The following is a 12,125-nucleotide window of genomic DNA, read 5'->3' on the forward strand; positions in this document are numbered from 1 at the left end:
GGTAGGTTTTAACGTCTTTTACTGACGATTTAATCGGTTCAGAACCTTAGTATTGGTTGTGATTAATTATTTTGAGCATCCGTACTGCTGTTAAGCTAGATACTTGATTTCTCAAAATTCGCAACTTTCGACTCTTTTGACTATAGCACACTTGCCAGACATTTGTGCAATTGGTATATCTGATAGGCCCGATAAATCCTGCGATGTCCTTTCATCCCTGTGACTTTAGTCCAGGGATGAAAGGGTATTTTTTATAATTAATTTCTCTATCTGCATGATTTCCGATTTTGCGGAACATCTTCCGCTCATCATTTTACATATTTTCTACGCTCCGGCTGAACAAAGCCAACCAAAATTCCCTCAGCCACAGCATTTTGGGATCTAATTTCGACCTGAAGAGCGAATTGTTTAATGGATTGCCTTGCCTTGTACTGTGAATCCACAGTCGGAGACTGTTACGGTTCTCACCAACAGCGACCGTGCTTTTGTTGCCGCCTTTTCACGAATTGTTCAACGGTCGGTGGCGATTGAAACACTAAGAACAATACCACACATGGCGGACTTTTGCTACTGCCTCAAGAAATAAATTAAACAGCTTTGACTTGGCTGCAAATAACTTTAAACGAGTTGAGCAAAAATCCGTTTCCGAATCGGGTCACTTTCAGCGGACATAAAATTCTACAACATCTTTTTTAATTTTGACATCGTAATTGCCAAAGAAATCGTGACCGAGCAGACCAATTTGCATTTGTTTGGCGATCGCCACTTCGACATTTTGCATCACAGCACCCCCAACCCGAATCGATCGCACTACGCCGATCGGGAACTCGACAACGCTACCGTTAGCGATCCCCGCTCTCACGGTACCCACCGGCCTGACTCCCAGTGCAGTAGCCATCCGCTGAGAAATCAAAGTGCCGCTCGCCCCGGTATCGACAATCATCTCAAAAGTCTTGTTGCCGTTAAATACCACATCAATCACCGGCGTCCTGCCAGCGCGGCGCTTGATTTTAGCTTGAAATACCTTTTGATTCCCCGATGGTTTGGCCGCAGGATTTGAGGGGGCCCTGTGAAACTGAGAGTACAAATTGCCAGTTGCTGCTGGCGAGTCTGCTGTTAAAGTGCGATTCCCTTCGCGATAGCTCCGCCGCGCGTGCTGCTGGGGACTGCCATCGGACACCAATGTCATCACCTTGATTTCAGGCTGCGGGCTCACCTGAGGACCTAGGTTTTTCGTCAACAAACCCGGTTTGTGAGGTATGGTTGAGAATGCTGCCCGATGTGAAGGAGAATGCACCTCGCCGCCCCCCACCGAGGCAACAGCAGCGAAAACGGCCACAGAAACAATGCCCGCTCGCCAAATCCGCTTGAGAATCACAATTGCCATTATATAAATGCCTTGATTAATTCAATATGTCGAACCACGACCGCCATTGATATCCTAACCTGCTGGCGAAAACCGATCGCCCGAAGAGCCTGATCTCAATCATGAGGAAAACTTGGCAATTTTCAAGCGATCGCATAACATCGAACACAGATAAACTTAAAACGACAACAGGCTGTAATTGCAGAGCCTTGTTGGAGATCTTGAAATTAAGCATTTGGGGACGATCGGCAATGCACAAACTTTTATATTTTGCAACTATAGGACTACTAGCTTTCTCGATCGGAGGCTGTCGCGGTGGCGAGGGCAGCAACACAGCCAGCCCCAGCCCCAGCCCCAGTGCAGCCTCTCCGTCTCCGGCAGCCTCTGCCAGCCCCACCCCAGCAGGTCAGACTTTCCAGTCTCCAATAGTAGCCGCCCAGCCTCCAGGGTTAATTCGATCGACCAACCCAGACGAACGGGCCAGACAGGCTCAAACAGGCATCGGCAACAACAAAAACAGGAATCCAACGCAGAGTCTTCCGCCGATGCCGATCGGCCCTTTGACAGCCAATCCTTCTCAGCCAGACCCCTTTGGGACGCTGCCGCCGATCGCATTACAAAACCCTCCGGGAGATGGAGCCCCCACACTGCCACAGCGAGTAGTAGCCGGCATACCCAGACTGCCCGAAGTGGCTCCCCCCCAAATTGGAGCGCCCATTCCAGGTAGTGATATCACTTTTTTTCCAGGAGGCACCGGGTCAGAAGTTGGCTCGTCGCGCCAAGTTCCGCGGCTAAATACTCCTCAGGTCAGTGCCGCAGGCACCGGGGTGCAACTTGGCTCGCCGCCCCAAATTCCGGGGCTAAATGCTCCTCAGTTACGTCGTCTTCCTACCTCCCCGCCTGGACTCGAACCCATAGCAGCTCTACCCATAGGAGTGCCGGATCTGCCGGAACTGCCAGTAGACAAGCGCCCCCCCCAATGGAGAGACCCCAATGCCAGGGTAAGAAGAGGTACTGCCACCCCTCCTCCTGGAACTAGGCCAATAGCAGGTAGACCCCAAGCTGGGCCGAATCCGCAGACTGGCCGTCCAGCACCGGCGAATCCGCAGACTCGCCGTCCAGCACCAGAGCGCCCGCCCCAGCCAATTGCAGCTAGACCCATAGGAGTGCCGGATCTGCCGGAACTGCCAGTAGACAAGCGCCCGCCCCAGTGGGTAGACCCAAATCCCCCACCTCCTCCCCAGATCCCAAGAGTTGCCCCACCGCCACCACCGCCTTCTACTGACCTCGCTACAGGCACTGAAGTCAGCGGGGTGGTAAAAGTCGGGAACGAGACGCAAGTGATTGTCAAAGTACCGAATGAACCAACAAGTCGATATGTCAAAATCGGGCAGCGACTGTCTAACGGGCAAGTGTTGGTCAAGCGGGTCGATCTCAAGGAAGGAGCCGATCCGATCGTGATTCTGGAGGAAAACGGCGTGGAAGTTGCCAAAGCTGTTGGCGAAAAACCCCCCAGTCGCGAACAACAACCCGCTAATGCAGTTATTAGCCGTCTGCCAAATCCGAATAGGTCAACGCGACGCTGAAAATTGACAGTAAAGCAGGAAAAATGGTAAAGGCAAAAATTAGAGTTTTTGCCTTTTTGCATTTAAGACCGATCTCGAATCTGAAGGTAAAATTAATAGAGGGATTAAAAAATAGACGACTTTTGAGCGACTCTTAGCTGCGAGAAAATCCCTATTAGTAATTGAAGTCAAAGGAGATTGATCATGCTCGGTTCAATGCAAAAATTAGGGAGGGCGATATTAGTTGCGGCTGCTATCGGTGGCGCTGCTAATCTGTTGGGTTCCCAGCCGTCAATGGCTCAAGAAAAAGGAGAAGGAAAACGCCCTCCCTTCTGCCAAGGCAACCCTCCTACGGGAAGAGTGAAATGCAATTACGAGGGAGGCGATAACTACGAGGGAAATTTCGTTAACGGCCTCCCCGACGGCAGCGGAGTCTACGTGTACGCTAATGGCGATCGCTACGAAGGACAATTTCGCAAGGGAGTGCCCAATGGTAGAGGGACATTCATTTTTAAAGATGATGCCCGCTACATAGGCGTGTTCCAAGACGGCTCGATGAGATCTGGGACGGTGGTTTTCCCCAACGGTGAGCGCTACGTGGGAGACTTCGCAATCGTCAGGAACATTGAGACTAATGTTATTAGCAGCCAACCCTCAGGGCGGGGTCAATTTTTTTACTCAAACGGCGATCGCTACGAAGGACAATTCTTTGCAGGTTCGCCCTTTGGCCCAGGGGTATTAGTGCGCGTAGATGGCACTCGCTGTTCCGGCAGGTTTTTTAATCAAGGACTTGACGCTCGTGTCTCCTGCACTTTTCCCAACGGTACGCGCTATGAAGGAGAATTGCGGGAGGGAGTGCCTCACGGTGTCGGAACGATGATCGATACTAGGGGCAGGCGCTTTCCGGGGGTATTTCGCAAGGGCAAACCCGGAGTTTCGTAAAGGATAAATTGAGGCTTTCAGGCAACTTTTGACCATAAATCGGACAAAAGACAAATGACGAAGGAAAATAATATCCAGAAGCGCATAGGAGAGACTTAGTTAATGATTTCCCGTTTTAAAACCAGTGGAATCCCTCTATTAGTTGCATCAGTGTTGGGAATTGGTAGTTACGCGACTTATCCCTTGCCCTCAATCGCGCAAGGAAGAGAAGCTAGAACCGGTCGCTGCGTCCCAGCTATCACTACAGGTAGAGTTAGGTGCGATTATGACGGCGGTGATAGCTACATCGGACAGTTCGTTAACGGTTTGCCCAGTGGCACTGGGGTATACGTATATTCCAACGGCGATCGCTATGAGGGGCAGTTCCGTCTCGGGCAGCCAAACGGTCGAGGACAATTTATATTTAAGGACGACGCCCGCGTCGAGGGCATATTCCGAGATGGCAAAGTTAGCTCCGGGACAGCTATTTTTACTAATGGCGATCGCTATATAGGGCCGTTTTCTATCGATGGAGAAGTAGGCGTGCCGAGTGGACAGGGGCAATTCATTTTTGCTAACGGCGATCGCTTTGTCGGTCAATTTTTAGGGGGCAAGCCTTTAGGTACAGGATCCTTCACCCGCATTGACGGCAGCCGGTGTTCGGGACAGTTCTATAGTCAACAACTCGATGGCAGGGGACGCTGCGCGTTCTCCAACGGTATCCGCTATGAGGGAGAATTGCGCAAGGGATTGCCTCACGGCAAAGGCACAATTATCGATACCAGAGGCCGGCGGTTTCCGGGAGTGTTCCGCGAGGGCCAGCGGATCCAACCATAAACTGGGAATAAGTGCGATCTGTTAGTAAGGGCAGGTTGAGGGCTAATAATTTTTGCACAAAACCTGCCCTTGCTAGGTTTTAAAGTCAAAACTATTGATAATGTATGACCTGCTTTTTCTCAACCGAATTGCTAATCTTAAATATCCACTTAATGGAGGCGTTTTGATATGACAACTACTGCTTCTGCTTCCGGGCGCACCGGCCAGTTTCCCTTCGACTTTGCCCCGCAGCGGACTCAAGATGCTGATTTGTTGCGACAACTCAATTTTGTGCCCGGTTTGAAGGAAGTCTTGACTTTACGCCAAGTTCATGCTTTGGAACACGCTACGGTTTGGGTACTCAGCCAATCTGGCCCTGCGGCGACAGCAAGAGCCGATAATGATTTATTGGGCGGGATGTCCACAGACCAAGGATTTTATCTTTATGGTCGCGTTAACATTACACAGTTGCGTCAGGCAGTGCGCGAGGCTTTGAAGCGGATTGCAAGCGGAGAGTGGGATTTAGCTGTACATCCCCGCTGCGGAACGAACTTGTCGGTGGGAATGCTACTGACTGCTGGACTTGCTGTCGGCATCAATTTAGCCCTACCTCGGGGGCCCATTCTGCAACTTTTAGGTTTGGGAGCCGCGGCGGCGGCAGCGGCTCAGTTAGCTCCTGATGTGGGAGCTCTGGCTCAGCGTTACGTCACAACTGCTATTCCGTTTAATTTAGGTGTTGTTGATATTTCTGTAACTCACGACTTCTGGGGACGCGAAGCTCATTTTGTTCGGGTGCGTTGGGTTGAATAGCTGCTGCGGGAGGGTCCGATGGTTCGATGGGGAGAGTTGGGAAAATCTTTTTTCTTGCTTCTTCCTTCGTTTAATTAGTGCTTTGAAGTCAGGGCGATTCCCTTCGGGATAGCTTCGCTCGCGCGTACTTCATCCAACAAAAAAAATGTGCAAATTACCGATCGACAAAACCAGGGTGGCAAGTTTACTAGCTGTCAGCTTAGCCGTAGCAGGCAACAGCTTTTTGCCTTTCACCCACAAGGCGAGTTTTGCTGGCGAAATATCCCAAACTAACGAACCAGAGAGAGCTCCTGACGGCAAGATAGTTCCCGTTAATGGCAAAGTCAATGTTAGATTAACCAATAAAACCAACGATCGACTATTTTATCAGGTAGTTGGACAGGCTAACCGCCGCAGTTTAGCGGAAAATTCAACAGTCGCGCTGCAAGCATTGATACTACCGGCCTCAATTGTATTTAGGCGACCAGATGGCGCATTATTGAAACCTAGTTTGAAACCTGTTGGCGAAGGAACAGTAGAACTAAGATTAGACGAGACGAATGATTTAGATTTGGATAAAAGATCTGTGACATACCTACACTCCGTCGTGAGTGAGTGTAGGCTTCTCAGGGACTCTTCAATGAAGACATTTCCTGAGCTTTGAGACCGTGTGCCCCACGGTTCTTTATATTTATCGATGCATTTAAGTCCCGGCACAATGAGATGCGGCAAACGGGACAATTATGCATCCGTTGAGAAAGTGGCTTTTTGACTTTGTGACCGCAGTTTGAGCACTCTTGAGATGTACCGTTTGGATTCACAGCAATAACTTTCAAACCAGCGTTTTCGGCTTTGTTAGTCAGTATTGTAATGAATTGACCCCATCCAGCATCATTCACACTCTTTGATAACCAAGTCTTAGTCATCCCTTTTATATTTAATTTCTCAACAGCAACAACGTCATAAGTCTTGAGTAAATTGTTGGCTGTTTTGAAGTGAAAGTCTTTACGCGTGTCGGCTACTTTTTTGTGTTGCTTGCCTAATTTGGTAATATCTTTTTTGCGTCTGTTGCTTCCCTTCTTTTTTCGAGAGACTTTACGCTGTAATGATTTAAGTTTTCTTTCGGCCTTTCTTAAGAATTTAGGAGCAACAATCTTGGTGTTATCCGATGCAACGTAGAAATCAATTAAGCCAACATCAATCCCTACAATATTGTCAGGATTGAAGTCGGGTTTGATTGTCGGAGCCGTTTTGTCATCAAGGCTTAAAGTGACATAATAACCGTTAGATTTTTTGGTGATTGAGACTGTTTTAATCTCAAAGCCTTCAGGTATTTGGCGGTGTACAATCACTTTCACCTCACCAATCTTCGACAGCGTAATTTTATTACCACTGAAGTGATGTTGCTTGAATTGTGGGTAAGTGAAAGTTTTGTATTGACCTATGGCTTTGAATCTAGGTCTACCAGATTTTTTGCCATTTGAATCACCAGCCAACCATTTATCAAAAGCGATTTCAACACGCTTTGGCACTTCCTGTAGCACTTGAGAGTGAATCTCTTTGTACCACGGTCTGTCTTTCTTGAGTTGAGTCAAAGATGCTTGTTGGCTAAAACGATTAGGTTTTTCGCTCAGTTCAGGAAGATAACAAACATAAAGTGAACACCTATCAATAGGACATCTATTCTGTTCGTACCATCTGAATCTTTGACCTAGCTGATAGTTGTACTGACATCGCAACATATCTAAGGTGTTGTCAATGAACGCTGACTGAGCCTTGGTTGGTTTTAGTCGGTATTGATAAGATATTCTTACGCTGTTTCCTCCCTTGTCTGAATCAGTGTTATTTTTTAGTATACACCAACTTATGAAAAAGTGCCAGAAATACTATCGAATAGTTGTTCATTTCCTCCACATCTGGTTCCTCCGTACTTCGTACATCAGGAACCAGATTGTCGTAAACTCACGCGCATTCATCCCGACACTCCGTCGCGAGTGAGTGTGGGACTTCTGCTGTTTCAGTTAAATATCTGTCTGCGTTAATCTGTGTGCATCTGCGGTTAAAACGTCTAATCGCCCTTGCCCCAGCAATTGTCAGGCAAGAGTTGAATCATGTAAAATCAACTAGGCGATCGCCCCGACAACTCGACCTTACCCTTGCATACACCATCCGAGTTCCTATGTCAATCAAAAAAATTCTTTCCATAGCGCTGTTAATTTTCATCCCCATTTCCATCGCCGCTGAGTATTTGCACTGGGGCTCCCTCCCAGTTTTCATCACATCCGCTTTAGGCATTATACCTCTGGCTATTTGGTTGAGCACAGCAACAGAAGAAGTGGCGATCGTTACAGGCCCCTCCATAGGCGGCTTATTAAATGCAGTCTTCGGCAATGCTACGGAATTAATTATTGCCATAGTTGCCCTGAAAGCCGGCTTAATTGACATTGTAAAAGCCAGCATAACCGGCACAATTATCAGTAACTTACTCTTAGTCATGGGATTTTCCATGCTGCTAGGAGGTCTACGCTACAAAGAACAAGAATTTAAGCCAATTATCGCGCGGGTGAACGGTTCCACAATGACTCTAGCAGTGATTGCAATTCTGCTGCCGACAATGGTAATTTACACCTCTAATGGAGTCGAACCCGCAGCCATTCAGAATCTTTCATTAATAACTGCGATCGTCCTAATTGCAGTTTACGCTTTAACTCTGCTATTTTCATTAAAAACTCACAGCTATCTTTACGAAGTCAGCTTACTAGAACTAGAGTCAGAAAATGCTCAAAATACCAAAGAGGAATCTACTACGCACAAACCGAATTTGTGGCTGTGGATAGGGGTGCTAGTTGCCTCAACTGTTGCCGTTGCTTTTGAATCAGAAATTTTCGTGGGTGTTGTCGAAGAAACTACCAAAGGATTGGGATTGACGCCGCTGTTTACAGGGGTAATTCTGTTGCCGATTGTTGGCGGCGCCGCCGAATATGTAACTGCGGTGGGAGTGGCGATGAAAAACAATATGGATTTGTCAGTTTCTGTCGCGATGGGTTCGAGTTTGCTAGTTGCTTTGCTGGTAGCGCCGATGTTGGTGATTATCGGATTAGTGATTCATCAGCCGATGGATTTAAACTTCAATCCGTTTGAAGTAGTTGCAGTTGCCATTGCAGTGACAATTGCCAATCTAATTAGTCTCGACGGGCGCTCTAATTGGCTCGAAGGAGTGCTCCTTTTAGCAACATACATCGTGTTAGGATCGGCATTCTACTTTCACCCCATTACTTGAACCAACAATTTTCTTGGAGGGGCAATCTGCCGTGGTTGTCCTTCCAAGAAAATAACCTATCTTTTCTCTTGTTTTTTCTTCTGCTGTGTCTTCTGCGACTAATTAAAGAAAGTAATTTTAGGGCAGGAAATAGTTACGGACATCGACACTCTTGAACAGTAACACACTCTATTTTGCAACTTTTTCCTCTACGTCTCCTATCGCGACAATCAGCATCATCCTGACATTGTGAGGTGACTTTGTTCTCACAAATTTGCTGACGCGGAAAAGTACCTAAATTTTGTACAGAAACTTGAGCGGTAAGCGCACCCTGTTCTATAACTTGGTTATTTTCTTTGATTTCATAACCAAATTTATTTTCGCCCTCTAAAACCGAAAAAGTTCTTGTTTTGTGACTGTTTGCTAACTTAAATCCAAAACTCTCGGAAAACTCACCTTTGTCATAACTTCTATCCGTGTAAGGATAGGGGTTAGTTTCCATGCCATCGGTCACATTTTTAATCAGCACTCTTCTGTTAGGGGCGGGGGGAGTCTTGCTGGAAACAAATCGAGCGCTTTGCGAATCAGGGGAGATGCCACTTCCGGGACACTGACCTACATATTCAGCACGCTTAAATTGAATCAAGTTAATATTAAAACTGTTTTCGTTTTTTACCCGAAATTGTGCTTCGTTAGTCTGTTGGGCGCTGACTGTGAAAGCTGCTAGCGTCACAAAAATTGCTCCCACCAAAAGAGCTAGGAATTTGATTGGTTGCTGCCCCGTAAAATATCTGGCGCGTTTCATCTCTTTATACCTTCCATCTGAAGAAATAGCATTTTTTTAATCGTGATTTTAACTAGAGAGCATATCTGTTGTCAAGAGCGATAAAATAGGTTTGATCCTTCGGACTTTAGTCCTTCCTGCTTAGTTTATAAAGAAAGGACTGAAGTCCGATGCTGCGAACCAGGGGGAGGAAGGACTGAAGTCCGATGCTGCGAACCTAATTACCAAGTTACTCGATCGCGCCATCTCTCTAAAATCTTGTCCCCGACTCCCTGTACCCGTGCCACATCCTCCAAAGAGGTAAAAGGTTGCTGTTGCCGCGCTGCAATAATTCTCTCGGCTAACTTGGGGCCAACCCCAGGCAAAGTTTCTAATTCTTCCTGACTCGCTGCATTCAAATTAACTAACTTTTTACCCGCAGCAATTTGAGGTTTAGCACTCGCAGATTGGGATGCTGCGTGTAGTGAATCGCACTCTTTTTTCTTAGCGTCAATTCTCTGTTTGATTCGGGCGGGAATTCCCAAGATTGCACCATTGTAAAGCCGATCGAACTCCCGCTCAAAATGGGCCCCAACTGTGGGACTCTCGATCGCCAGCAGCGTCTCGTCATTCCCGTGATTTGCCGCCTCACTCCAGTTGTGAGAACCTGTAAGCACGGTTGTGCCGTCCACAACGCCGAATTTGTGGTGCAGGCGATCGCCCATTGGTAACAACGGCACTCCCACCGTAGTCAGCGGCTTTCTCCAAGGGCGATTGTCAGCTTCTAACTTGCAGTCTTGGATGAAAGTCGCACCCATCATATCCAAACCTTCACTGTAAGAGCGATAAATAAAATTAGAGTCAATTAAAGCTCGCACCGCAACTCCTCGCCTAGCTTCAATTTCCAGAGTATTTGACAACCGCTGAGCCGAAAATACAAACAGTGCCAAATCAACAGACTTTTTCGCACTACCCAAAGTTCGATTTATCAAACCATTGACGCTTTTTTCCCAAGGCAAAGTCGCAGTTGTCGGCGAAAATTGCACCGCAACAGTCGCATTCCCTAATCTCACTTTTTGCACTTGACGAAACGGCTTTTTTATGCCGAATTTGCTGTCCGGTTTGCCTCCGGGCCCGTCGCCCCACATCATGTTAAATTCTTGAGTAAATAGTTGCGCTAATTGAGCATTTTCAATTTTCAGCAAATTGTTCGCATTGCCGCGACTTGCTGCTGTCTTGAAATCGCCGTGTATATCGCTTGTGGTAAAATTAGCAGAAGTGACGATTAGGGTTTTGCCGTCAATTACCACAAATTTGTGGTGCATCAAACCGCTGCCTTTACTGCCGTCAGCAGTATCGTCAATTACAGGAATTCCCGCATCTTTGACAATTACCAAAGCATCGTTGTGCTTGATTTCATCGGCAGTCAATTTACCGTCTTTATTGGTATCGGCAAGTTGCACAAATTCCCTATAACGATCGCGCTCTCTTTCCGGTAATTTCGCCAACTCCTGAGCTGTAAAATTGCTCCAAGGGCGACTATACATATGTTCGACAATTAATCTCACTTTAATTCCCGATCGCTGTCGATCGGCCAAAACCCTGGCAATACCGGGCAAGCGAAACTCCTGAACCGCTACATCAACCGTCGATCCAGCACTAGCGATCGCAACAGCGACCAACTTTTCCAAATCATCTCCAAATCTAGTTTGCTGGCGGTAAGGCTCTGTATAACTCGAAGCGATCGACTGATTGAAGTATACTTGCAACAAGGGGTCTTGAGGCAGCGGAGCCAGAGTGGGAGGTAAATTCTGCACGTCTTGCTTAATTTGTCCGCAGGCCACGAGATTGAGCGCCAGCAGCCCAGCACAACACAAACCGAGTAAATGATAATAAAATACAGCCACAAAATTTTAATAAATATAGAGGTTATTAGCGTTCCCAGAGTTCAAAGCTATAGGAGCAAGTAAAGTTACAACTTATAAAATTTATGCAAGGGAAGAGATTTTGCGTCTTGTAGAACTGCCTCGATGCCGGAAGCATCACTGGTAGGGTAGCAGCATTCAGGGGCGTGGGTCAAACCCGATACCCCTGCTTTATGGCTAAAAGAAAAAGAATTTTTCCGTGCGGTCACAAAGGATATGGTAAAGCGTGCCATCGCTGCACGCAAGAGTTGGTAGCGCAGCAGCATTACGTTGAAGCCCTGGCAGAAAAACAAACCAAAAAACAACGGAGGGAAGCGTCATTTGCTAGAGATATCATCGATCTCAGAGGTCTACCCGACCACGTAGTCACTAAAGCTCGCGCCATTATAGCAGCTTTGGGAGAAAATAAGAATTACAGAGATTTTGGTGGCAAACGCTTGCGTCACAACCGTTTGATCGTCAGTATTCCTGTAACGCGCAATTACAGAATGCTTTGTGAAGATTGCGGCACTTTCTTAATTCCCCAAAAAGTTTTGTCGCACGAAGACTACAACGTCTGCAAACCAGGAAGTTAGCCGTCATACCAATTTAATGTGAAGTTGCATATATTTCGATCCCCCTAAATCCCCCTTAATAAGGGGGACTTTGACCAAGCTCTTGTCCCCCCCTCCCGCGGGGGGTTAGGGGGGATCAGATTCTATGCAGCCTCATATAAAATTGG

General features: G+C 47.2%; 11 protein-coding genes. 7 read left to right on the forward strand and 4 right to left on the reverse strand.

All coding sequences use genetic code 11. The features are described from left to right. Positions 1-661: 661 nt before the first annotated feature. Complete coding sequence (locus ACUVJL_RS14235; protein ID WP_445246442.1) at positions 662-1,387, reverse strand: retropepsin-like aspartic protease family protein; 726 nt, start codon at positions 1,385-1,387, stop codon at positions 662-664. A 200-nt stretch (positions 1,388-1,587) separates the two neighbouring features. Here ACUVJL_RS14235 and ACUVJL_RS14240 point away from each other — a divergent pair, with 200 nt between their 5' ends. The 5 genes from ACUVJL_RS14240 (at position 1,588) to ACUVJL_RS14260 (ending at position 6,121) form a co-directional block, all read left to right on the forward strand. Beyond that, on the forward strand, positions 1,588-2,952 hold the full coding sequence (locus ACUVJL_RS14240; protein ID WP_445246443.1) for a hypothetical protein: 1,365 nt from the start codon (positions 1,588-1,590) through the stop codon (positions 2,950-2,952). Between the two features lie 183 nt (positions 2,953-3,135). Then, positions 3,136-3,873 (forward strand): MORN repeat-containing protein, encoded by a 738-nt coding sequence (locus ACUVJL_RS14245; RefSeq protein ID WP_445246444.1) that lies wholly within the window; start codon positions 3,136-3,138, stop codon positions 3,871-3,873. 102 nt (positions 3,874-3,975) lie between these two features. Next, a complete protein-coding gene (locus tag ACUVJL_RS14250; protein WP_445246445.1) occupies positions 3,976-4,689 on the forward strand; it encodes an MORN repeat-containing protein in 714 nt (237 codons plus the stop codon). Between the two features lie 168 nt (positions 4,690-4,857). After that, on the forward strand, positions 4,858-5,478 hold the full coding sequence (locus ACUVJL_RS14255; protein ID WP_445246446.1) for a DUF6391 domain-containing protein: 621 nt from the start codon (positions 4,858-4,860) through the stop codon (positions 5,476-5,478). 145 nt (positions 5,479-5,623) lie between these two features. Continuing rightward, positions 5,624-6,121 (forward strand): hypothetical protein, encoded by a 498-nt coding sequence (locus ACUVJL_RS14260; protein WP_445246447.1) that lies wholly within the window; start codon positions 5,624-5,626, stop codon positions 6,119-6,121. Here ACUVJL_RS14260 and ACUVJL_RS14265 read toward each other — a convergent pair. After that, positions 6,084-7,325: an RNA-guided endonuclease InsQ/TnpB family protein gene (locus tag ACUVJL_RS14265; protein ID WP_445246450.1), complete on the reverse strand. Its 1,242-nt coding sequence runs from the start codon at positions 7,323-7,325 to the stop codon at positions 6,084-6,086. The genes ACUVJL_RS14260 and ACUVJL_RS14265 overlap by 38 nt on opposite strands. Positions 7,326-7,636: 311 nt before the next feature. Between ACUVJL_RS14265 and cax the strand changes: the two genes are divergently transcribed. Beyond that, a complete protein-coding gene (gene cax, locus ACUVJL_RS14270) occupies positions 7,637-8,737 on the forward strand; it encodes a calcium/proton exchanger (protein WP_445246451.1) in 1,101 nt (366 codons plus the stop codon). Between the two features lie 133 nt (positions 8,738-8,870). Here cax and ACUVJL_RS14275 read toward each other — a convergent pair whose 3' ends face one another. Together ACUVJL_RS14275 and ACUVJL_RS14280 are read right to left on the reverse strand one after the other, a co-directional pair. Continuing rightward, positions 8,871-9,521, reverse strand: coding sequence for a hypothetical protein (locus ACUVJL_RS14275; protein WP_445246448.1), 651 nt, complete (start codon positions 9,519-9,521; stop codon positions 8,871-8,873). A 200-nt stretch (positions 9,522-9,721) separates the two neighbouring features. Continuing rightward, positions 9,722-11,386 carry a DUF655 domain-containing protein gene (locus ACUVJL_RS14280; protein ID WP_445246449.1) on the reverse strand — a complete coding sequence of 555 codons (1,665 nt, stop codon included), beginning with the start codon at positions 11,384-11,386 and terminating at the stop codon, positions 9,722-9,724. 191 nt (positions 11,387-11,577) lie between these two features. On the opposite strand from ACUVJL_RS14280, the gene ACUVJL_RS14285 reads away from it, so the two are divergent. After that, the gene (locus ACUVJL_RS14285) at positions 11,578-11,979 is read left to right on the forward strand and encodes a DUF7682 family zinc-binding protein (protein WP_332957473.1); all 402 of its coding nucleotides are present in this window, start codon (positions 11,578-11,580) and stop codon (positions 11,977-11,979) included. Positions 11,980-12,125 lie beyond the last annotated feature (146 nt).

It is taken from the genome of Microcoleus sp. OTE_8_concoct_300 (assembly GCF_031383065.1).
In the GTDB taxonomy this organism is placed as follows: domain Bacteria; phylum Cyanobacteriota; class Cyanobacteriia; order Cyanobacteriales; family Microcoleaceae; genus Microcoleus.

Bases quoted from the DNA above. Each gene is read 5' to 3' on its own strand.
- ACUVJL_RS14235 (WP_445246442.1), bottom strand. From the start codon at position 1,387: ATGGCAATTGTGATTCTCAAGCGGATTTGGCGAGCGGGCATTGTTTCT.
- ACUVJL_RS14245 (WP_445246444.1), top strand. From the start codon at position 3,136: ATGCTCGGTTCAATGCAAAAATTAGGGAGGGCGATATTAGTTGCGGCT.
- ACUVJL_RS14250 (WP_445246445.1), top strand. From the start codon at position 3,976: ATGATTTCCCGTTTTAAAACCAGTGGAATCCCTCTATTAGTTGCATCA.
- ACUVJL_RS14255 (WP_445246446.1), top strand. From the start codon at position 4,858: ATGACAACTACTGCTTCTGCTTCCGGGCGCACCGGCCAGTTTCCCTTC.
- ACUVJL_RS14260 (WP_445246447.1), top strand. From the start codon at position 5,624: ATGTGCAAATTACCGATCGACAAAACCAGGGTGGCAAGTTTACTAGCT.
- cax (WP_445246451.1), top strand. From the start codon at position 7,637: ATGTCAATCAAAAAAATTCTTTCCATAGCGCTGTTAATTTTCATCCCC.
- ACUVJL_RS14275 (WP_445246448.1), bottom strand. From the start codon at position 9,521: ATGAAACGCGCCAGATATTTTACGGGGCAGCAACCAATCAAATTCCTA.
- ACUVJL_RS14285 (WP_332957473.1), top strand. From the start codon at position 11,578: ATGGCTAAAAGAAAAAGAATTTTTCCGTGCGGTCACAAAGGATATGGT.